This window comes from Streptomyces sp. NPDC107575, assembly GCF_055657265.1.
This window is the reverse complement of record NZ_JBVKBG010000005.1, coordinates 666,560-687,866: the sequence shown is the minus strand read 5'-3', so window position 1 is coordinate 687,866 and position 21,307 is coordinate 666,560. Positions and strand designations below refer to the sequence as shown.

Genomic DNA, 21,307 nt, shown 5'->3' with positions numbered 1-21,307 from the left:
TCACGAGTGCTGCGGGAACACGGTGCGTGCAGCGTCGTCCGAGCCGACCGCCTCGGCGCCCCCGTCCTCCTCCGTCAGGCCGTGCCGCCCCGTCTCGGGTGCCATGCGGTGCGAGACGAGCGCGCCCAGGACCAGGAAGGCGACCGTGCCGATCATGACGGCCTGGATGCCGAAGGACGCCAGGAGGATCGGGAAGACGAACGTGCCGAACGCGGCGCCGATCCGGCTGAGTGCCGCGGCCATGCCGGTGCCGGCGCCGCGCAGCGACGTGGGGAACAGTTCGCTCGGGTAGACGAACTGCAGGTTTCCGGCGACGGCCTCGATGAAGGCGTACAGGCTGAGGCACACGATGACGATCGCGGCGCTCGGTTTCGGCAGCACGGCCAGTGCCGTGACGCTGAGCGCCATCAGCCAGAACGTGGAGATCAGCAGGCGGCGGCGGCCGATCCGGTTGATGACGACCATGCCCGCGAGGCCGCCGAGAGCGAAGAAGACGTTCTGCAGGATCGTGGCGCCGCCGCCCTCGACGCCGAGGGACAGGAAGACGGTCGGCAGGAAGGTGAAGATGGCGGTCTGCGGGGTGGACTGGGCGATCCAGAAGAACCCGGCGAAGAACGTTCTGCCGCGCCACGTGCGGTTCAGCAGGGTCCGCAACGGGCGGGTCTCCCTGCGCTGTTGACGGCCCGCACGTTCCACGATGTCGTCGATGGTCGCGTCGGCGGAGATGTGCTTCTTCACGATGGCCTCGGCCTCGTCGTGCCGCCCCTGCTGGACGAGCCAGCGCGGCGACTCCGGCACACCGATGCGCAGCGCGGCGATGACCGCGCACGGCACCGCGCTGCTCGCCAGGATCCAGCGCCAGGCGTCGGGGCCCGCGTCCTGCAGCAGGAAGCCGACCACCACCGCGGCCAGGAAACCGATGCGCCAGATGGCGGCGAGGCTGCTGAGCAGCGGGCCGCGCAGCTTCGTGGGCAGGAATTCCGCCAGATACGTGGGGCTCACCGCGTAGTCGGCGCCGATGGCGAGACCCGCGACCAGGCGGACGAGGAAGAGCTGCATCGCGTCCTGCAGGAAGAACTGTGCGACCGAGGCCACCAGGAACAGCACCAGGTCCAGGGTGTACAGCTTCTTGCGGCCGATCCGGTCGGCGAGCGGCCCCAGGGTGAGTGCCCCGAGGAACAGGCCGATCAGGGCGGAGGAACCGACGAGCCCTTCCCACAGCGGTGTCATCCCGAAGCTCGCGGGGAGCAGCGGCAGCGCGATCGTCAGGACACCGAGGATGTAGCCGTCGATCAGCATCCCTCCCGCGCTGAACACCGCGATCCGGTAATGGAAGGACGTGGGTCGCGCGGTGTCCATGGTGACGCTGGGCACGGTCATGAATGATCCCTTCGCAGGGCATCCCAGGAAGGGCATCCCAGGTGAGGGCGGGGCAGGCGGGTGGTGATTGTTCTAGCGGTGCTCGGAGCGGCTTGGTAGAGGGGGCAGGTTACGCGTCGCTTAACCTGCCTTCAGAACCCTTCAAGCACGTCCCCGGTGTCACCTCCAAGTCCACTACTCGTGAAAGGGCTTGAAGGAACTCTGCAGCTCCGGCGATTGCGGGCGCCTGCGGAGCGGGGCGAGCATCGCGGCATGACAGCACTTGACGGACGCGTGGTCGTCGTCGGCGGCGGCATCATCGGAGCGTCCATCGCCCATCACCTGAGCGCGCGCGGCTACCGGGACATCACGATCCTGGAGCGAGGGCTCGTGGGGGAGGGCGCCACGGCGTACGCGACCGGTGGCATCCGGCGGCAGTTCTCCTCGCGGGTGAACATCGAACTCGCCCGGCGGTCCCTGCCGTTCTGGCAGACCTTCGCCGAACGCACGGGTCATCCGCTCACCTTCCGGCAGCACGGCTATCTCTTCCTGCTCACCGACCCGGCGATGCTCGCCACCTTCGAGGGGAACGCCGACCTGCAGCGTTCGCTCGGTGTGCCCGTCGAGACACTCGCCCCGGACGCGGTCGCGGACGTCTTCCCCGGCATCCGCGTCGATGACCTTGTCGGTGCCACGTACACACCCACCGACGGCTCCGCGTCGCCGGCGGACGCGGTCGCCGGGTTTCTGCGGGCGGCCCGCGCGGGCGGTGTACGGGTCCAGCAGCGCACCCCCGTCGTGGCCATCGACCGGGACGGGGACGGCGCGGTGTCGGGTGTGCGGACCCCGGACGGTGTCATCGAGGCCGACCGGGTCGTCATCGCGGCGGGCCCGCAGTCCAGGGCGGTGGGAAGGCTGTGCGGGGTCGACATCCCCGTGTACCCGCACTCACGGCAGGCGTTCGCCACAGGGCCGCTGCCGGGTGTGCACGGCGGGCTGCCGCTGACCGTCGACATGGCGACCGGTGCGTACGTCCACCCGGAGGCCTCCGGCGGAACCGCCGTGATCGGGGGCAACGACCGCGAGGTCCCGAGCACGGAGTCCGCGCGCGTCGACTGGGAGCGCGTCGGCGGACTCGCGGACGCGCTGAGCCACCGGTTCCTCGGCCTCGCCGAACTGGAAGTGACGCGCGGCTGGGCGGGGTTGCGCGAGATGACTCCGGACGACCACGCGATCGTGGGGCCTGTCGACGAGGTGCCGGGGCTGTGGGTCGCGGCGGGCTTCTCCGGTCACGGGTTCATGCAGTCACCCGCGGTGGGGCAGGCGCTGGCGGACTGGTTCCTCGACGGTGCGCCCGGGTTCGACATGAGCGCGCTCGGGCTTGCCAGGTTCAACGACCGGGCCGGTGCGGTGCTCGAGAACGCGGTCTTCTGAGACCGGCAGAGCGGCAGAGCGGCAGACCGGCAGGTTCGGCGGGTCGGCACACCATGCGCGTCAGACATCCGGGCGGGCCAGGGGCAGCCGCTCGGTGTCCGTTTCGAAGGCGCCGGTGGTCCACTCCACGAACGCGGCGATCCCTTCCCTGAGCGCGGTGAGCGCCTCGTCGAGAAGCGGGTTGGGATCGGCCGACCGATGGATGGCACGCACACGGCGCCGCGGCCGGTGATCGCCGACCCGGTGCATGAGGATCGACGAGTCGACACCGAGGGCGAGGGCCGGGGCGAACGCGATGCCGAGATTCTCCCGGACGATGCCCCGGATGACATCGAAGTCGTCCGTCTCGAACCGGACGCGCGGCGCGAAACCCGCCTGGGCGCACCAGTGCTGGAGGTTGGCCCGGCCCGTCGAGCCCGCAGGGTTGCCGACCCAGATCTCCTCGGCGAGCGCCGACAGTTCGACTCGCGGCGGCAGCCGGTCCGGGCGGCCGGCCCCCGAGATCACCACGATCTCCTCGTCGAGCATCGGGTGGACGGTCAGCTCCTCGGACCACTGCTCGGGCACGACGTCGTACTCGTAGACGAGACCCAGGTCGGTGCGGCCGCTGTGCACCGCCTCCGCGACCGCCGCCGACCGCGCGTTGTCGTGCACGGTGAACCCGGCCTCGGGGAACCGGCCCACGAGCCGGGCCAGCGCCCGGGGCACCAGTTGCGCACCCACCGTAGGGAAGGCGCCGAGGTGCAACCGCCCCCGGTCGCCGCGTGCCAGGCTGCGCACTTCGGCCTCGAAGTCGTCGACACGCAGCAGGAGCGACTCCGCCACCAGCCCCACCCGCTCGGCCGCGTGCGTCGGCCGCAGACTGCGCGGCCCGCGCTCGAAGAGCCGCACGCCCAGGCCGCGTTCGAGGGCCGCCACCTGCTGCGACACCGCCGACGTGGTGTAACCGAGCCGCTTGCCGGCGGCACTGAGCGACCCGGTCTCCAGCACGGCCTGGAAGGTCTGCAGATGTACGAGGTTGAGCATTCGGTCCTCCTTGCCGAGCGACGCCGCGCCGACGGGGCCGCGCTCGGACGCAGCACCGGGCCGCCCGCACGTCGCGATGCGCAACATCATGCACCGCCGCCGCAGGTCGCTGCCCGACCATGCGGGGCACCGCGTGGGGGAGGGGAGCTTTCCTCCCCCACGGCCGGCGTCGGGTCACGAGGTTCGCGACGTGCTGAGGTCGGCGGGCTGCTGCGGCGTGGGCGCAGGTGCGGGCGTCGGGCGGGACTTCGCCAGCCACAGGGCCGTGCACACCGCGGCCGCCAGGGTGACGGCTCCGGCCACTTCGAAGGCGCTGTTCAGGCCGGCCTCGAAGGAGGCGCCGCCGGACTGCCGGGCGCGGACCACGGCCCCGAGCACCGCCACACCGAGCACCGCGCCGATCTGCCGCGTCGTGCTGCTGACCCCCGACGCGAGGCCGCCCTCCCGCGGATCGACCGCCTGGATCGCGGCGCCGGTCAGCGGCGACATGGTGAGGGCGAAGCCGACGCCGACCGTGGCGAGCCGCCACCACACGTTCGCGTAACCGGTGTCGGCGTGCACCCCGCCCAGCGCGAGGAGCCCGAGCCCGGCCAGCGCCAGACCGATGGTGACGACGGACCGGTAGCCGTACTTGGCGGCGAGCCGCCCCGCGAACGGGCTGACCACGACCATGGCGAGCGTGGCGGGCAGGGTCTGGAGCCCGGCCCGCAGGATCGAGCTGCCCTGGACGTACACGAAGAACTGCGAGAAGAAGAACGTCGAGCCCATGAGCGCGAAACCGACCACGACCATGGCGGAGTTGGAGACGGTGAACAACCGCTGACGGAACAGGCCCAGCGGCAGCATCGGTGCCGGGTGGCGCCGTTCCACGACCACGAACGCGCCGAGGAGGACGGCCGCCGCCGCGAAGCCGGTGAGGATCACCGGTGACGTCCAGCCGCGCGCGCCGCCTTCGATCAGGGCGTAGGCCAGGGCGCCGACCCCGAGGACGGACAGGACCGTGCCCGGGATGTCGAGGGCGGGCGCGCCCGGGTTGCGGGACTCCTTCAGGACGCGCCGGCCGACCACCAGCAGGATCAGGCCGATCGGCACATTGACCAGGAAGATCGCGGGCCAGCCGAACGCCTGGGTCAGCGCGCCTCCGGCCACCGGTCCGACGGCAAGACCGATGCCGCTGAGCCCTGCCCACAGCCCGATCGCCCTGACCCGTTCCTGCGGGGCGGGATACGCGGCCACCAGGAGCGCGAGCGAGGCGGGGCTCAGCGCCGCGGCACCGACCCCCTGCAACACGCGCCCGGCGACCAGCCAGCCGACCGACGGGGCGACGCTGCACACCACGGACGCGGCGGTGAACACCGCGACACCGCTGAGGTACACGCGCTTGCGGCCGAAGCGGTCGGCGAAGACTCCGCCGGACAGCAACAGCATGGCGACCAGCAGGACGTACGCGTCGACGATCCATTGCAGGCCGGTCATTCCCGCGCCAAGTCGGTGCTGCATGTCGGGCAGCGCCGCGCCGACGATCGTGTTGTCGAGCAGCACCATGAACTGCCCCAGGCAGGTCACTACGAGCATCTGGTCCCCTCACTCTCGCTAAACGCAGCGGAAGACTGCGTTAAGCGGGACCATAGAGCAGCCCGGCGCACAAACGCAAGTGTTGGCTGCGTTAAGGTGGGACGCATGGACGAGCAGCAGCGCACCCGACGGCCCGGCGGACGCAGTGCCCGCGTCGGCGCGGCGGTACATCAGGCCGTCACCGACTTGGTGGGAGAACGTGGATACGGCGGATTCACCGTCAGCGAGGTCGCGGCCCGCGCGGGCGTCGCCGACACCACCGTCTACCGCCGCTGGGGCAGCCTCGAAGAGCTGCTCACGGACGTGACACTGACCCGGCTCAACGCGCGCTCACCGATGCCCGACACCGGGGACCTGGCCGGCGATCTGCACACCTACGCCGCCGCCGTGGCCCGTGAGATCTCCGGACCCGAGGGCCTGGCCGTGCTCCGCCTGGCCGTCGCCCTGTCCAGCTCCGGCTCCGGGCCCGAGGGGCTGCGCCTGCGCGACGACTTCCTCGCCGAACGGGCCCGGCAGCTGCAGACCATGCTCGACCGGGCGCGCGAGCGCGGGGAGCGGTCCCTCGACGCGTTGGACGTCCTCGACCACGTCATGTCCCCGATGTACGTCCGCGTCCTGTTCGGCGTGGGCCCGCTCACCCCGGAGTACGTGGACGGGCTGGTCGACCGCCTGCTCGCCTGACGGCCGGGCGATCAGGCGGTCGAGCCCCCGAGGCGTCGCCCGCCGAACGCCCCTGTCCCGTCCGCCTGTTGCCACCAGGTCTCCAGGCCCGCCTGGTCCAGGGCCCGCCAGTCCGGCGTCTGCTGGACCAGGCTCCGGCCGAGCCGTCGCCCCAGGTCGACCATGACCCGGCCGGTGGGGGCACGATCCGCGTCGTACGCGGACAGGGCCTCCGGCCAGGTGGACGCGGAGGTCAGGGCCGACTGGAGGGCCGTGGCGTCCTGCAGTGCCTTCACGGCGCCGGCGCCCGTGTGCGGGCGGGCGACCGTGGCCGCGTCGCCCATGAGGAGCGCCCTGCCCACCGCGTACCGCGGCGCGGTGAAGTCGTAGAGGGGCTGCAGGAACAGCTCGTCGTACGTCGTCGCCCGCACCAGGTCGCCCCAGAAGACGGGCAGCAACTCGTCGGCCACGTGGGCGAGATGGGCGCGCAGCCCGTCGCCCGCCGTGCCGGGGTGCAAGGTGGTGGGTGTCTGCAGGCCCTGGTCGAGGCCGGGCGGCGGAGCCGTGTACAGCACCCAGTTGACCCGGTGGCCGCCCGTGGCGCCGTCCGGGATGCGGTACACGATCAGGTGGCCGCCGGGGAAGACGATGTACGCACACTCGTCCTCGGGCCACAGGCCGGGCTCGCGCAGCCGGTCCGACGGGTAGGCGCCGCGCCACGCGAGGTACCCGGCATACCCCGGCCGCACGTCGGGGTGCACCGCCGCGCGGACCGCCGAACGGTAGCCGTCCGCGCCGACCGCCACGTCGTAGCGGTCGGTGCGCCCGGCCGCGTGCACCTCGGCGCCCCGCGATGTCACCTCGACCGCCTCGACGGCCGACGCGTGCCGGAAGTCCGCCGCCTCCGGCACCCTGCGGCGCAACTCGTGCCAGAGCGGGCCCCAGTTGTAGGTGCGGAACGGGAACGGCATCACGGCCAGCTCCCGGCCCAGCGGGCCGTTCGCCGCCGCGTCGTCGCGCACGTACCAGCGACGACGGGTCACCTGGTGCCACGGCATCGACGCGTCGACGAGACCGGCCGACTCCAGTTCCGCGTAACGGGCGTTGTGCATGGCGAGGCCGACACCACGGTCGGCCAGACGGCCCGACGCGCGCTCGTACACGGTGACCGAGTCGGCCCCGCCCCTCCGTAGCGCGAGCGCCGCCGCGCACCCCGCGATGCTTCCGCCCACGACCGCGACCTTGCCGCCACGCATTTCCACGCCCCCGTGATCCGTCCTCCGTCGTACCGCCGCCATGATGCCAGCGCGACGCCTGCGGGGCCCGGGGCGCGCCGACGGCCGGGGGTCGTGCAGGCGCCGTTGACACCCCATCACCTCGCATGCTTGCATCGCGCCATGTCACCGCTGGAGCCTCTGACGCGTCGCCGCACCGTGGACCTCGTCCGCGTCGCTGCCGCACTGTGTCGGTTCCCCGGCTGATCGCTCCCTGTCTCGGCCCGACGCCGAACTGCCCTGCGCCTGCGGCCTGTTGAGCGCGCACGTCCAGTCGTCGGGTGGCGTCCCGTGCGCCGCCGCAGCTCCCTCCCTGCTGATCACGAGGATCGCGAGGCCCCACCATGCCCGAATTCCCCCTGCCTTCACCCCACGTGGAGCCCCGCCCCGCGCACCGGCTCGACGAAACCTCCTACGACCGCCGCAGACTGCGCCAGTGGCTGGCGGGGGAGGCCCGTGCCGACGGCGTCAGCCGCAGGAAGCTGCTCACCCTGCTCGCCGCCACGGCCGCCGCCACCGCGCTTCCCGCCCCGCGAGCGGCCCGTGCCGCCACCGCGCCCATCGTCAAACCGCTGCCGCCCGAGTGGTTCATCCAGCGCGGCACCAACGCCGAGACCCGCTGGGAGGCCCTGCGCGGGACCGGTCCTCACACGCCCAACGAGCTGTTCTTCGTGCGCAACCACACCGCCACCCCGGTCCTCGACGCACACGAGTGGCGGCTGCGGTTGTGGGGCAGCGGGCTGCGGGGCGCGCACGGCGAGGACAGGCCCGTGGAGTTCGGCTACGACGACCTGCGCGCTCTGCCCGCCGTCACCCGGACCGCGTTCGTCGAATGTGCCGGGAACGGGCGCAGCTACTACACGTCCCAGCAGGGCGAGACGGTGACCGGCACCGCGTGGACGCTGGGCGCGGTCGGCGTCGCGCGATGGCGCGGGGCGCGCCTGGGCGACGTACTGCGCAAGGCGGGGCTGTCGTCCCGCGCCGTCGACGTGCAGCCGCGTGGCCTTGACGCCGAGTACGTCAGTGACGGGGAGAACCTCGGCCGGGTGCGCCGTCCGCTGCCGCTGGCGAAGGCGCTGGACGACGTCCTGCTCGCGTATGAAATGAACGGCGAGCCGCTGCCGTACGACCACGGTCGTCCGGTGCGGGTGCTGGTGCCCTCGTGGGTGGGGATCGCGTCGATCAAGTGGGTCGGTGACATCGAGGTGTCCGCGGAGCCGTTGTTCTCGCCGTGGAACACCACCTTCTACCGGCTGTTCGGCCCCGGCCACCCGCAGGAGGGCAGCGCGCCGCTGACCCGGCAGACGCTCAAGAGCGCCTTCGAGCTGGCGAGCGGCGCCCGGTTCCCCGTAGGAGAGGAACAGGTGCTGCACGGCCGGTCCTGGTCGGGCGCGGGCGCCGTCGCGCGGGTCGACGTCAGCACCGACGGCGGGGCGAGCTGGCGCCCGGCCCGGCTGCACGACCGGCCCCGCGCCGACACCTGGACCCGCTGGTCCCTGCCCTGGAGGCCCGACACCTCCGGAGCCACCCATGTCCTGGCCCGAGCCACCGACACCACCGGCCGCACCCAGCCGGACGTCGCGGCGCCCAACACGCAGGGGTACCTCTTCGACGCGGTGGTGCGGCACCCGGTGACGGTGGTGTGAGGGGACCCGTCACGGTGAGGTCCCGCACCGTCGGGACGACTTCCCTGTCACAACCTCGTGAACTCCGACCTTCGGAATGTGAACAGGGTCCCTGCATTGTTGACCGGCCGCTCTGCCCGCTGCTTTGATCGAGGACATGAAGCGACAGGATCTCACGCAGCGGCGCCACGTCGACCTCGCGCGTGTCTCCAGCTCCTGCTGTCGCCGCCGGGTCTGAGCGAGCGCCCCCAGGAAAACCCGCGCACGCGCGCCGTTCCGACGTCTCCCGTCGTCGTGGATTTCCGTGTGCCCGGATTCGGAACACCGCACTCTTTCACCCGTTGGCGTGCACTTCCTTTCCGTGCGCGCCCTCGCCAGGAGATCCCCATGCCTGTACCACCGGGAACCGACCCCGTCCGCTTCGCCTACTGGGTCCCGAACGTGAGTGGTGGCCTCGTCACCAGCACCGTCGAGCAACGCACCGACTGGGGCCACGACTACAACCGCGACCTGGCCGTGCTCGCCGAGAACAACGGCTTCGAGTACGCCCTCAGCCAGGTCCGCTACATGGCCAGTTACGGCGCCGAGTTCCAGCACGAGTCGACCAGCTTCAGCCTCGCCCTGCTCCTCGCCACCCAGCGGCTCAAGGTCATCGCCGCCGTCCACCCCGGCCTGTGGCACCCCGGCGTCCTCGCCAAACTCGGCGCCACCGCCGACCACTTGTCGAACGGCCGCTTCGCCGTCAACGTCGTGTCCGGCTGGTTCAAGGGCGAGTTCACCGCGCTCGGCGAACCCTGGCTGGAGCACGACGAGCGCTACCGCCGCGCGGAGGAGTTCATCCGCGCCCTCCGCGACATCTGGACCAAGGACCACGTCGAACTCGCCGGGGACTTCTACCGGGTGCGCGACTTCTCCCTGAAGCCCAAGCCGCTGAACACCCCCGAGCGACCGAACCCGGAGATCTTCCAGGGCGGCAACTCCACCGCAGCCCGCGCCATGGCGGGTCGCGTATCCGACTGGTACTTCAGCAACGGCAAGGACTTCGACGGCGTCACCGAGCAGATCAACGACGTCCGCGCCTCCGCCGCCCAAGTGGGCCGCACGGCACCGAAGTTCGGCCTCAACGGCTTCCTCATCGCCCGGGACACCGAGGCCGAGGCCCGCGAGACGCTCCGCGAGATCGTCGCCAAGGCGGACACCGAGGCGGTCCACGGGTTCCGTGACGCCGTTCAGCAGGCCGGCCGCTCCAGCGCCGACGGCAAGGGCATGTGGCAGGACTCGAGCTTCGAGGACCTCGTCCAGTACAACGACGGCTTCCGTACGGGACTGATCGGAACCCCCGAGCAGATCGCCGAACGCATCGTCGCCTACAAGAGGCTCGGCGTCGATCTCCTCCTGCTCGGCTTCCTGCACTACAAGGAAGAGGTCGAGTACTTCGGCAAGCGCGTCCTGCCCCTCGTACGCGAGTTGGAGGCGCAGGCAGCCGACACGGGCGCCGCGTCCGTCCCGTCCCACGCCTGACCACCGCGTCGTCACCCGCACGATCCGACGTCTCGACGCCCCGACGCCTCGACGTCAGAAAGAAGACCCCATGGCCACCGTCCTGTCCGTCTCCGGAAGCCCGTCCCCCACCTCCCGCACGGGCCGTCTCCTGCGCGCCCTCGACACCCGGCTCACGAGTCAAGGGCACGAGGTGATCCCGCTCGACGTGCGCACGATCCCCGCCGAGGCCCTGCTGCACGCCGACTTCCGGCATCCCGCGATCGTCGAGGCCACCGCCTTGTTCGAGCGCGCGGACGGAGTCGTGGTCGGCACGCCGGTCTACAAGGCCGCCTACTCCGGGCTGCTGAAGTCGCTGCTCGACCTGCTCCCGCAGTACGCGCTGGCCGGAAAGACGGTGCTGCCCCTGGCCACCGGCGGCTCCACCGCCCATGTGCTGGCGATCGACTACGCCCTGCGGCCGGTCCTCGCCTCCATGGGCCCCGCCCACATCACTCCGGGCTGGTTCACGCTCGACAAGGACATCACGCTCGGCGACGACGGCACGGTGACCGTCGCACCCGGCTCGGCGGAGGCACTGGCCCAGGTCACCGACCAGTTCTCCGCCGCGCTGGGCGGCCGCACGCAGCTCCTGGCGGCCACCGGATGAGCGCCGCGACCGTGCTCGCCGACGACGCCGCGGCCCTGGCCGTCGCCGCCGAACTCGCCGCGGACTTCCGCAAGGACGCCGCCGAGCGGGACGCGTCGCGCAGGCTCCCGCGCGCGGAGCTGGAAAGGCTGTCGGCCTCGGGGCTGCTCGGTGTGACGGTGCCCCGGGAGTTCGGCGGCGCCGATGTCCGCACCGAGACACTCGCCGAGATCTTCCGACTGCTGGCCGCCGCCGACGCAAGCCTGGCGCAGATACCGCAGAGCCACTTCGTCTACGTCAACGTGCTGCGCCGGCAGGGAACGCGGGAGCAGCAGGAGTTCTTCTTCGGGGAGGTGCTGCGGGGCAAGCGGTTCGGCAACGCCCAGTCCGAGGCGGGCACCCTGCACGTGCAGGACATCCGCACCCGGCTGGTGCGACAGCAGGACGGGGCGTACGTCCTCGACGGCGTCAAGCACTACTCCACCGGCGCGCTGTTCGCCCACTGGATCCCCGTCCTCGCCCGCGCCGACGACGACACCCTGCACGTGGCGTACGTACCGCGGAACGCGCCGGGCCTCACGGTGGTCGACGACTGGGACGGCATGGGGCAGCGCACCACCGCCAGTGGAACCGTCCGCCTGGAATCGGTGGCCGTGCCCGCCGACCGGGTCGTCCCGCATCACCTCACCTTCAGAAGCCCCCAACTGCACGGTGCGGTGGCGCAGTTGCTGCACGCCGCCATCGACGCCGGGATCGCCTCCGGCGCGCTGGGGGAGGCGGTGGAGTTCGTCCGCACCAAGAGCCGCCCCTGGTTCGAGAGCGTCGACGAGGGACACGCGACCGCCGCCGAGGACCCGCTGCTGATCCAGCGGTTCGGCGAACTGGCCGTCCGGGTACGGGCCGCCGACGCGCTGCTCGCCGCCGCTGCCAGGTCCGTCGACGCCGCCCGCGCCGACCTGACCGACGACACGGCCGCCGAGGCCTCGATCGCGGTGGCCGCGGCGAAGGTGACGGCGGCGGGAACGGCCGTGGAGGCGGGCAGCGCCCTGTTCGAGGTCTCCGGCACCCGCTCGGCCCTCGACTCGCTCGATCTGCACCGCCATTGGCGCGATGCCCGCACCCACACCCTGCACGATCCGGCCCGCTGGAAGGTCCAGCACATCGGCCGCTACGTACTCAACGGCACCCGACCGCCCCGGCACGGCCTGCTGTGAAGGGCTCCTGAAGTGCGAGGCGGCGCTCCGCGCGGCATTCCTGTACGGCAGTACCGAGAGGGGACAGCGATGACCACCACTGTCACGAAGCACGACGTCGCCGGGCGGGTGGTCGCGTGAAGTTCCTCGCCATCACCCTGATCACGCACCGGCCCGACCCCGTGAGCGGCGTACAGAAGTCGACCCACGACCGGTTCCGTGAAGTGCTCGAACACGCGGTGCTCGCCGAGGAGTTGGGGTTCGACGGGTTCGGGGTGGGGGAGCGGCACGAGCGGCCGTTCATCTCCTCGTCGCCGACCGTCGTGCTCAGCCACATCGCCGCGCTGACCAGACGCATCCGCCTCTTCACCGCGGTCACCACGCTCAGCCTCCTGGACCCCGTGCGCGCCTACGAGGACTACGCCACGCTCGACCATCTCTCCGACGGGCGTCTCGACCTGATCATCGGCAAGGGCAACGGGTCCGCGCAGCGCGAGCTGTTCCACGTCACGCCCGAGGACCAGTGGGACCGCAACGCCGAGAGCTACGAGGTGTTCCGCAAGCTGTGGCGGCAGGACAAGGTCACCGCGGCGACCCGGTTCCGGCCGCCGCTGACGGACGCCGAGGTGTGGCCGCGGCCGTACCAGCGCCCGGTCCGGGTCTGGCACGGCAGCGCCACCAGCAAGGAGTCGGTCGACCTCGCGGCCCGCTACGGCGACCCGCTGTTCTCGGCGAACGTCACCAACCCGATCGAGCCGTACGCCGAGCTGATCCGCCACTACCGCGAGCGCTGGGCGCACTACGGCCACGATCCGGCAAGGATCGCCGTCGGCGCCGGTACGGCCGGGTTCTTCGTGGCCCGTACCTCCCAGGAGGCGGTGAGGGTGTACCGGCCGATCTTCGAGTCGACGCTGGCGTTCCAGCGGCAGTCGGGGCTCCCGGTGGTCTTCGAGACCGTCGAGGACTTCGTCGCACGCAGCTCGGCCCTGATCGGCAGCCCGCAACAGGTCGTCGAGAAAGTGCACCACTACCACGAGCAGTTCGGTCACTCCGTGCTGCATCTGCACGCGGACGCCGCCGAATTGACGAGCCGTCAGCACCGGTCGTCGCTCGAACTGTTCCAGTCCGAGGCCGCCCCGGTACTGCGGCGCGAGCTCCCCGACCCGCCGTTCGCCTGGGGGCCGGTGCTCCCGGCGCCGCCCGCGCCGCCGGTCGTCGAGGAGCCCGCGCGGGCCTGACCCGGGGCCTGTCCTCACACCCCCGTGCGCGACAGGTCCGTGAGCGGGACCGGCGCCGGACGCGGGGCACGGCTGGAGACCGGGACGGAGGCACCGCCCGCCGCCGAGGCGAGGAGGGACTCCATGATGTCCAGCACGTGGTACGCGAGCGTGCCCGACGCACGTGGCTCGTGCGCCGGGGGCGTCGCGGCCAGGTCGGCGATGCCGTAGCCGCGGCCGGAGTCGACGAGCCCGGCCGAGACGGGGAGGGTCTCCCATGCCCCGGCGCCGAGGCGGAACAGGCGTGTGTCGCCGTCGAAGTGGTTCGGGTCCGGCACGGCCAGGGAGCCGAGCGGCCCGTGGACCTCGATGTTCGCGGAGTGCGTCGCGACCGCGTCGAAGCTCACCACGAGCGTCGACAGCGCGCCCGACTCGTGCACGAGGATCCCCGTGACATGGGTGTCGACCGAGACCGGGACCCGTTCGCCGGCCCGCGGCCCACTGCCGATCTCCCGCTCGGCTCGGGTGTGGCTCGCGGCCCCGATCACCGAGGTGACCGGCCCGAGGAGGGTGACCAGGGCCGTGACGTAGTACGGGCCCATGTCGAGGAGCGGTCCGCCGCCGGGCGCGTAGTAGAAGTCCGGGGCGGGGTGCCAGCGTTCGTGGCCCGGTGTCACCATCGTCGCCGTCGCCGCGACCGGCCGGCCGATGAGCCCGTCGTCGATCGCCTTGCGTGCGGTCTGGATGCCGGTGCCGAGGACCGTGTCCGGTGCGCAGCCCACGACGACTCCCGCCTGCCGGGCGGCCTCCAGTACGGCGCGGGCCTCGTGCGTGGTGGCCGCGAGGGGTTTCTCGCCGTACACGTGCTTGCCGGCCGCGATCGCCTTGAGGGCTATCTCGGAGTGCGCGGCGGGGACGGTGAGGTTCAGGACGAGGTCCACGTCCTCGGCGGCGAGCAACTCGTCGACGGGGACCGCGCGGACGTCCCCGTCCCACTCCTTCGCCACCGCCTGCGCCCGCTCGGCGTCGAGGTCCGCCACGGCGACGAGCCCGACCCCCTCCAGCCTGCGCAGACTGGCCAGGTACTGACCCACGATCGTCCCGCACCCGATGATGCCGACGTTCATCCGCCCACCCGCCTTCACCGGCTCGCCCACAGCAGTCCCCTCTCCACAATGGTGCGCACACTCGGGTGCTCCAGGTCCTCGACGTGGTGGCCCGGTGTGCACACGAAGATGCGGCCCTTGCCCCACCGGCGGGTCCAGATCGCCGGCGAGGTGACCTCCCGGTGCCACGGGTCCCACGCACGGATCTTCTGCGTGGTGGTGGCCAGCACGTCGATGTAGTCGTCGGCGAGGACCCAGTACTGCTCGGTGACGAGGTCGAAGTCCTCGATGCCCTCCGTGACGGGGTGTTCGGCGGCGGCCGGGAGCATGTTCACGGTGTACGGGACGTAGTTGTCGGCCTGCTCGCCCTTGCGCTCGTCGGGGTGCTTGCCGGGGTGGCAGGCGAACTGGCCGCCGATGAGGTGCAGATAGTCCGCGGTGTTCCGGTAGGAGTCGGCGATCCCGCCGTGCCATCCGGCGAGCCCGGTGCCGTTCTCGACGGCCGCGCGCAGTCCCGCGAACTCCTCCCGCTCGATCGTGGACATTGTCATGCACTGCATCACCAGGTCGACGCCGGCCATGTACGCGGCGTCCGCGTAGACCTTGGGCGAGTCCTCGATCCGTACCTCGTAGCCGTGCGCTGCCAGGTGCGGGATGAACAGGTCGGTGGCCTCGACGGGTTGGTGCCCGTCCCAGCCGCCGCGTACGACGAGTGCCTTCTTGGCGGTGGTCGTCACTGGTCTCCTCTTCTGCTTCGGGGGCTACTTGCCGAGAAAACGGGGACCGAAATGTTTCGAAGATTGTTCGAGATCCCCCGAAGCGTAGAAGTGGCCCAAGGGGCGGTCAAGAGGCCCTGCAGCGGAAGGATTTGGTGGCCGAGGTTGACGCCGTGCGCGCCGCACATCACGATGCCGTCATCGAAAATATTTCGAGAACCAGGAGGTCCTGTGCCGCTCCCGCCCTCGTCGGCCAAGCCGACCCTGGCCGCCATCGCGCGCGGCACCGGCGTCTCCACGGCCACGGTGTCCAAGGTCGTCAACGGCCGGGCGGACGTGTCCGACGAGACCCGCGCGAAGGTGCTGGCCGCCCTGGAGGAGGCCGGTTACCGCTCGCCGTCCCAGCGCCGGGGGTCCGCGGGACCCGACGTCGTCGAGGTCGCCTTCGAGGCCATCGATTCCGCCTACCCCTCGGCGCTCCTCAACGGCATCCTCGACCATGCCGCGAGCACCGGCGTCGAGGTCGTCGTCGGCACCACCGGACGCCGGCGCGCCGCCGAACCCGACCTCGGCCGCAAGGCGCAGCGCATCGTCAACGAGGGCCGGGCCGGGGTCATCGTCGTGACCTCCGCCCACGACGAGTCCGGCCTCTCCGCCTTCCTGTGCCGGCACATCCCCGTCGTCGTCATCGACTCCTTCAACCCGCCGCCTGCCGACGTCGTCAGCGTCGGTGCCGCCAACTGGGCGGGTGGCAAGGCCGCCACCGAACACCTGCTGGACCTCGGCCACCGGCGTATCGCCTACCTCGGCGGCCCGGAGGCGATCGAGTGCAACCAGGCGCGCCTGCACGGCCATCTGTCCGCGCTCGCCTCGCGCGGCATCGATGCCGACCCCGGCCTCGTCCTGCACGGGCGCTTCCGTGCCGAACACGGGGCAGAGGGACTGGCGGCGCTGCTGTCCCGTGCCCGCCCGCCGACCGCGATCTTCGCGGGCAACGACGCCATCGCCGTCGGTGTCCTGCGCGAGGCCCGCAGTCGCGGCATCCGGGTGCCGGAGGACCTCAGCCTCGTCGGCTTCGACGGCACGGCGCTCGCCCGCGACTCAGTCCCCGCCCTCACCTCCGTCGCCCAGCCCCTGCAGGAGATGGGTCGCGCGGCTCTGCGCGCCGTGCTGCGCCAGGCGCGGGGCGAGCAGCCCGACACGCATCGCGTGGAGCTGGCGACGCAGCTGGTCGTGCGGGAGTCGACGGCCGCACCGGCCGCGGTATTGCCCTCTCCTCGTTTCTGAATATAACGTCAGTTTCAGAATTGCTGAACTGGCGTCTCCTCATGAGGAGTTCAGGGATGTGCGAAGTGTCGACCTCGAGACGGGCCCTGCTCGGATCGGCCGTGGCGGTGGGAACCGGTCTCGCGGCGCCCGTGATCGGGGCGGCGACGGCGCATGCCGCCCCGCGCCCTGAACCGGAGGACGGGAAAGGCACCCGGCTGATCCTGCTCGGCACCGCCGGGGGACCCGTGCCGGTCGCCGAGCGGTTCGGGATGTCCACCGTGCTCGCGGTCGGGGACCGGAACTACCTGTTCGACGCCGGACGGGGCTCCGTCAGCCAGTACGTCCGGGCCGGCCAGACGCTGAAGTCGCTCCGGGGCATCTTCGTCACCCACCACCACGCCGACCACACCGCGGACCTCTTCCAGTACCTGCTGCTCGGGCTCATCAGTCCGGACGGGGACCAGCTCGTGCCGCCGGTGCCCGTGTACGGGCCGGGGCGGGCGGGGGCGCTCCCGCCGCAGTGGGGCAAGCCGCGCCCCGCGCCGCTGGTGAACCCGGCGAACCCCACGCCCGGACTGAAGGATCTCTTCGCCGACGCCCTCGACGGGTGGGCCTACCAGTTCAACGAACTGGGGCGGGAGGCCACGATGCCCGAGCACCCGGACCGGATCATGGCGCTGCACGAGATCGACGTCGCACGGACCGGCGCCGATCCGCTGCGGTCCAGGGCGCCCCGCATGCGGCCCTTCACCGTGTTCGAGGACGACCGGATCCGTGTGAGCGCCACCCTCGTGCCGCACGGACTGGTGTTCCCGGCCTTCGGCTACCGGGTCGAGACCCCCGATGGTGTCATCGCCTTCTCCGGGGACACCGCCTACGACGACAACGTCGTCGAACTGGCCCACGAGGCCGACGTGTTGGTGCACGAGGCGGTGAGCGTCGACTACTACGCGGACCGGGACCCGGCCGACGGATTCATCGAGCACCTCAAGACGGCGCACACCGACGTCGTGAACACCGGCGACGTCGCCCGCCGCGCCGACGCCCGCAAACTCGTCCTCAGCCACCTCGGGCCCGCACGCCCCGGCATGGTTCCCGACCGCGTCTGGCACCAGGGCGCCACGCGCCGCTACGCCGGTCCCGTGGTCGTCGGCAACGACCTGGACGTGGTGCGCGTATGACGGACGGCACCCCACCGGACGCCCTGCTGGACGGGTTGGTGCGTCTCGGTCTGGTGGGCGCCGGGGAAACGGTCACCGGCCGGCCGCTGACCGGTGGTGTCTCCTGCGAGGTGTGGCGCGTCGACCTCCCGGACGGCCAAGGCCCCGTGTGCGTGAAGCATCCACTGGAACGGCTGCGCGTCCCGGGGGAGTGGCGGGTCTCCACGCAGCGCGCACGCTGGGAGGCCCGCTGGCTGCGGCTCGCGGCCGAGGCGCTGCCGGACGGCGCGGCCTGCCCGGTGCGCGGCTTCGACGCACCAGGACCTGTTCTGGTGCTCGACTGGCTCGACCCGGGCCAACACACGCTGTGGAAACAGCAGTTGATGCAGGGCGACATCGACGCGCAGACCGCGGCCGAGGTCGGTCGCCGGCTCGCCGCCGTGCACGCGGCCGCCGCGGCGCCGACGTACGACATCGGCGCGTGGGAGCAGGCACGGAAGCTGTTCACCGCACTGCGCGTGGACCCGTATCTGCGGGCGACGTCCCGTCACCACCCCGACCTGGACGGCAGGTTCGCGGACCTGGCGGCAGGCCTGGAGCGGGCCGCGCACACCGTCGTGCACGGAGACGTCAGCCCGAAGAACATCGTGGTGGGTCCCGGCGGGCCGATCCTGCTCGACGCGGAGTGTGCCGCGCCCGGGGACCCCGCGTTCGATCTCGCCTTCTGCCTGAACCACCTGCTGCTGAAGGCCGTACGACACCCGGGGCACCGCGAGGCCCTCGCCCGCGCGGCGGCGGCGCTGCGCGGCGGATACCTGGGCGGTGTCACCTGGGAGGACCCGGCGGACCTCGACCGCCGCGCCGCCGCCCTGCAGCCCGCCCTCGCGCTCGCCCGGGTGGACGGCCTGTCCCCGGTCGAGTACCTCACCGAGGAGCACGGCCGTCCGCAGGTGCGCCGCGCCGCCGTCCCGCTCCTGCGGCTCCCGTCCGCCGACACCACCGAACTCGTCGACCGCTGGCTGATGTCGACCGAACCCGAGGAGCACCCCGCGTGATCCACCCCTCCCCGCTGACCAGCATCACCGCCGTGACCGGACACCGGCGATGGGACTCGCGCGGCCGGCCCACCGTCGAAGTCGCCGTCCGCACGGGCGACGGCTCCACGGGCCGCGCCCTCGCACCCGCCGGCGCCTCGACCGGCTCCGGGGAGGCCGTCGACCTGCGCGACGGCGGCGCCGCGCACGGCGGACACGGGGTGGACCGGGCCGTCGCGCAGGTCAACGGGCCGATCGCCGCCCGCCTCAAGGGGCTTGACGCCGCCGACCAGGCGGGCGTCGACGCCGCACTCGAAGCCGCCGACGGCACCGAGAACTTCTCCGTCCTCGGCGGCAACGCGGCCGTCGCCACCTCACTGGCCGTCGCCCAGGCCGCCGCTGCCGCCTCCGGACTGCCCTTGTGGCGCGCCCTGAACCCCGCGGCCCGCCGCCTCCCGCTGCCCGAGGTCCAGATCTTCGGCGGCGGAGCCCACGCGCACGGCCGCCTCGACGTACAGGACCTCATGGTCGTCCCGCACGGCGCGGGATCCTTCGCGGAGGCCTACGCGTGGTGCAACGACGTCTACCGCGCCGCCGGGGACCTCCTGGACCGGCAGGGCGCCCGCGCAGGCGTCGCCGACGAGGGCGGCTGGTGGCCGGCCTTCGACTCCAACGAAGCGGCGCTGTCCGCGCTCACCCGCGCCATCGAGGCAGCCGGTCGCACCCCGGGCGACGAGGTCGGCATCTCCCTCGACATCGCGGCGACCCAACTCGCCGACGGCGCTGGCGGCTACCTGCTGCGCCGCGAGGACCGGCGCTTCGACCGCGACGGCTGGTGCGAGCTGCTGCTCGGCTGGCTGGAGCGGTACCCGGTCGTCTCCATCGAGGACCCGTTCGCGGAGGACGACCTCGCGGGCATGACCGCCCTCACCGCCGCCGCGGCGGGCCGCGTCCAGGTCATCGGCGACGACTTCCTGGTCACCGACGCCGCCCGCGTGCACACCGCGGCCGATGCGGGCGCCTGCACGGCCGTCCTGGTCAAACCCAACCAGGCGGGCACCCTCACCCGGGCCCGCGCCGCCCTCGACGCCGCCCACGCACGCGGGCTGACCGCCGTCGTGTCGGCCCGCTCGGGCGAGACCGAGGACGTCGCCGTCGCACACCTCGCCGTCGGCTGGGGCAGCGGCGGCGTCAAGGTCGGCTCCGTCACCCGGGGCGAGCGCACCGCGAAGTGGAACGAACTGCTGCGGATCGAGGAGGAGTTGGGGCTCGAGGCGCGTTTCGCGGGGTGGCACGGACTCGGACTGGCCCGTCGCGACGCGGCGGACCTCGCCCCGACCGGGAGCGCACCGGCGGGAGACCCGGCATGAGCACACCGCACACCACCACCGGCACCCCGCTCCGGATCCTCGCCCACCTGGACCCGCCGCCCGCCCTGCGCGCCCGCCTCGACCGCCACCTCGACGGGCTGGACGTGCGCTGGTGCGCCGAGGACGACGAGACACGGCTCGCCGAGCTGCTGCCCGACACCGAGGTGCTCTGGCACGTGCTGCGCCCCGTCACCGCCGCCGATCTGGAGCGCGCGCCCCGGCTGCGGCTGATCCAGAAGCTCGGCTCCGGAGTCAACACGATCGACCTGGAGCGGGCGCGTACGCGGAACGTGGCCGTCGCCAACATGCCGGGCGCCAACGCCCAGGCCGTCACCGAGGCCACCCTCGCGCTGATGCTCGCCGCGCTGCGCCGCGTGGTCCCCCTCGACACGGCCACCCGGGCCGGCCGCGGCTGGCCACTGGAGACCGCGCAGGCCGAGCACCTGGGCGAACTCGGGGGCCGTACGGTCGGGTTGATCGGCTACGGCCAGGTCGCCCGCCGCCTCGCCCCGGTGCTCACCGCGCTCGGCGCCCGGGTCCTGCGCCACGACCGGTCCGGCGGCGGCACGGAGGCCGGGACACCCTGGCGGCCCCTGGACGAGCTGCTCGCCGAGTCCGATGTCGTCTCGCTGCACCTGCCGCTCACCGAACACACCGAAGGGCTGCTCAACGCCCGCCGCATCGGCCTGCTGAAACCGGGTGCCGTCCTGGTCAACACCGCCCGCGGCGGCCTCGTCGACGAGCCGGCGCTCGTCGACGCCCTCCGCAGCGGGCGGCTCGGCGCGGCCGGACTCGACGTGTTCGCCCAGGAACCGGTCGCTCCCGACAATCCGCTGCTCACCCTGCCCAACGTGGTCGTGACACCCCACCTGGCCTGGCTGACCGCGGAGACACTGGAGCGTTGCGTGGCGATCGCGGCGGACAACGCACGGCGACTGGCCTCGGGAGCGGAGCTCGCGCACCGCGTCGAGTGAGCGCCGCGGCTACTGCTCCAGGTGCCCGAGTTCGCGCGGCCAGCTCCCGTCCGGAGAGCGCAGCAACTGCACGAAGGCGCGCTCCGCAGGGGAGAGGAGACGGTCGCGGCGGCGGGCCAGGGACACCGGCCGCGGGCTCGGCTCGGGGGACACAGCCGGCGAGCAGCGCGGGCGCCACCTTCCACAT

The 21,307-nt window shown here is 72.4% G+C and carries 19 protein-coding genes; 13 read left to right on the top strand and 6 right to left on the bottom strand.

What is annotated here, in order from left to right:
* Positions 1 to 1,380 carry an MFS transporter gene (locus ACZ7L4_RS27865; RefSeq protein ID WP_472106754.1) on the bottom strand — a complete coding sequence of 460 codons (1,380 nt, stop codon included), beginning with the start codon at positions 1,378 to 1,380 and terminating at the stop codon, positions 1 to 3.
* A 252-nt stretch (positions 1,381 to 1,632) separates the two neighbouring features.
* Here ACZ7L4_RS27865 and ACZ7L4_RS27860 point away from each other — a divergent pair, with 252 nt between their 5' ends.
* The gene (locus ACZ7L4_RS27860) at positions 1,633 to 2,793 is read left to right on the top strand and encodes an NAD(P)/FAD-dependent oxidoreductase (protein ID WP_472106752.1); all 1,161 of its coding nucleotides are present in this window, start codon (positions 1,633 to 1,635) and stop codon (positions 2,791 to 2,793) included.
* Positions 2,794 to 2,853: 60 nt separating this feature from the next.
* Here ACZ7L4_RS27860 and ACZ7L4_RS27855 read toward each other — a convergent pair whose 3' ends face one another.
* Together ACZ7L4_RS27855 and ACZ7L4_RS27850 are read right to left on the bottom strand one after the other, a co-directional pair.
* Positions 2,854 to 3,819 carry a LysR family transcriptional regulator gene (locus ACZ7L4_RS27855; protein WP_472106750.1) on the bottom strand — a complete coding sequence of 322 codons (966 nt, stop codon included), beginning with the start codon at positions 3,817 to 3,819 and terminating at the stop codon, positions 2,854 to 2,856.
* Between the two features lie 174 nt (positions 3,820 to 3,993).
* Entirely contained in the window at positions 3,994 to 5,394 is a 1,401-nt protein-coding gene (locus ACZ7L4_RS27850) for an MFS transporter (RefSeq protein WP_472106748.1), read from the bottom strand.
* Between the two features lie 105 nt (positions 5,395 to 5,499).
* Between ACZ7L4_RS27850 and ACZ7L4_RS27845 the strand changes: the two genes are divergently transcribed.
* Positions 5,500 to 6,075, top strand: a complete 576-nt coding sequence (locus tag ACZ7L4_RS27845) for a TetR/AcrR family transcriptional regulator (RefSeq protein WP_472106746.1) — start codon at positions 5,500 to 5,502, stop codon at positions 6,073 to 6,075.
* An 11-nt stretch (positions 6,076 to 6,086) separates the two neighbouring features.
* Here ACZ7L4_RS27845 and ACZ7L4_RS27840 read toward each other — a convergent pair whose 3' ends face one another.
* Positions 6,087 to 7,310: an FAD-dependent monooxygenase gene (locus tag ACZ7L4_RS27840; protein WP_472107372.1), complete on the bottom strand. Its 1,224-nt coding sequence runs from the start codon at positions 7,308 to 7,310 to the stop codon at positions 6,087 to 6,089.
* 362 nt (positions 7,311 to 7,672) lie between these two features.
* Between ACZ7L4_RS27840 and ACZ7L4_RS27835 the strand changes: the two genes are divergently transcribed.
* The 6 genes from ACZ7L4_RS27835 to ACZ7L4_RS27810 all read left to right on the top strand — a co-directional run bounded on the left by ACZ7L4_RS27835 (position 7,673) and on the right by ACZ7L4_RS27810 (position 13,512).
* Positions 7,673 to 8,974, top strand: coding sequence for a sulfite oxidase (locus ACZ7L4_RS27835; protein ID WP_472106744.1), 1,302 nt, complete (start codon positions 7,673 to 7,675; stop codon positions 8,972 to 8,974).
* A 136-nt stretch (positions 8,975 to 9,110) separates the two neighbouring features.
* Positions 9,111 to 9,191, top strand: a complete 81-nt coding sequence (locus ACZ7L4_RS27830; RefSeq protein WP_386495781.1) for a putative leader peptide — start codon at positions 9,111 to 9,113, stop codon at positions 9,189 to 9,191.
* A 149-nt stretch (positions 9,192 to 9,340) separates the two neighbouring features.
* Entirely contained in the window at positions 9,341 to 10,474 is a 1,134-nt protein-coding gene (gene sfnG / locus ACZ7L4_RS27825) for a dimethylsulfone monooxygenase SfnG (protein ID WP_472106742.1), read from the top strand.
* Positions 10,475 to 10,544: 70 nt separating this feature from the next.
* The gene (gene ssuE / locus ACZ7L4_RS27820; protein ID WP_472106740.1) at positions 10,545 to 11,102 is read left to right on the top strand and encodes an NADPH-dependent FMN reductase; all 558 of its coding nucleotides are present in this window, start codon (positions 10,545 to 10,547) and stop codon (positions 11,100 to 11,102) included.
* Positions 11,099 to 12,295, top strand: a complete 1,197-nt coding sequence (locus ACZ7L4_RS27815) for an SfnB family sulfur acquisition oxidoreductase (RefSeq protein WP_472106738.1) — start codon at positions 11,099 to 11,101, stop codon at positions 12,293 to 12,295. The genes ssuE and ACZ7L4_RS27815 overlap by 4 nt, the downstream gene beginning before the upstream one ends.
* 116 nt (positions 12,296 to 12,411) lie before the next feature.
* Positions 12,412 to 13,512, top strand: coding sequence for an LLM class flavin-dependent oxidoreductase (locus ACZ7L4_RS27810; protein WP_472106736.1), 1,101 nt, complete (start codon positions 12,412 to 12,414; stop codon positions 13,510 to 13,512).
* A gap of 14 nt (positions 13,513 to 13,526) precedes the next feature.
* Here the strand turns inward: ACZ7L4_RS27810 and ACZ7L4_RS27805 are convergent, their stop codons facing one another.
* Positions 13,527 to 14,648, bottom strand: coding sequence for a Gfo/Idh/MocA family protein (locus tag ACZ7L4_RS27805; protein ID WP_472106734.1), 1,122 nt, complete (start codon positions 14,646 to 14,648; stop codon positions 13,527 to 13,529).
* A complete protein-coding gene (locus tag ACZ7L4_RS27800; RefSeq protein ID WP_472106732.1) occupies positions 14,633 to 15,334 on the bottom strand; it encodes a ThuA domain-containing protein in 702 nt (233 codons plus the stop codon). The genes ACZ7L4_RS27805 and ACZ7L4_RS27800 overlap by 16 nt, the downstream gene beginning before the upstream one ends.
* A 210-nt stretch (positions 15,335 to 15,544) precedes the next feature.
* Between ACZ7L4_RS27800 and ACZ7L4_RS27795 the strand changes: the two genes are divergently transcribed.
* The 5 genes from ACZ7L4_RS27795 to ACZ7L4_RS27775 all read left to right on the top strand — a co-directional run bounded on the left by ACZ7L4_RS27795 (position 15,545) and on the right by ACZ7L4_RS27775 (position 21,120).
* Entirely contained in the window at positions 15,545 to 16,600 is a 1,056-nt protein-coding gene (locus ACZ7L4_RS27795) for a LacI family DNA-binding transcriptional regulator (protein WP_472106730.1), read from the top strand.
* 65 nt (positions 16,601 to 16,665) lie between these two features.
* On the top strand, positions 16,666 to 17,763 hold the full coding sequence (locus ACZ7L4_RS27790) for an MBL fold metallo-hydrolase (RefSeq protein WP_472106728.1): 1,098 nt from the start codon (positions 16,666 to 16,668) through the stop codon (positions 17,761 to 17,763).
* Positions 17,760 to 18,797 carry a phosphotransferase family protein gene (locus tag ACZ7L4_RS27785; protein WP_472106726.1) on the top strand — a complete coding sequence of 346 codons (1,038 nt, stop codon included), beginning with the start codon at positions 17,760 to 17,762 and terminating at the stop codon, positions 18,795 to 18,797. Before ACZ7L4_RS27790 ends, ACZ7L4_RS27785 begins: the two co-directional genes overlap by 4 nt.
* On the top strand, positions 18,794 to 20,146 hold the full coding sequence (gene eno, locus ACZ7L4_RS27780) for a phosphopyruvate hydratase (RefSeq protein WP_472106724.1): 1,353 nt from the start codon (positions 18,794 to 18,796) through the stop codon (positions 20,144 to 20,146). The genes ACZ7L4_RS27785 and eno overlap by 4 nt, the downstream gene beginning before the upstream one ends.
* The gene (locus ACZ7L4_RS27775; protein WP_472106722.1) at positions 20,143 to 21,120 is read left to right on the top strand and encodes an NAD(P)-dependent oxidoreductase; all 978 of its coding nucleotides are present in this window, start codon (positions 20,143 to 20,145) and stop codon (positions 21,118 to 21,120) included. The genes eno and ACZ7L4_RS27775 overlap by 4 nt, the downstream gene beginning before the upstream one ends.
* Positions 21,121 to 21,307: the final 187 nt, after the last annotated feature.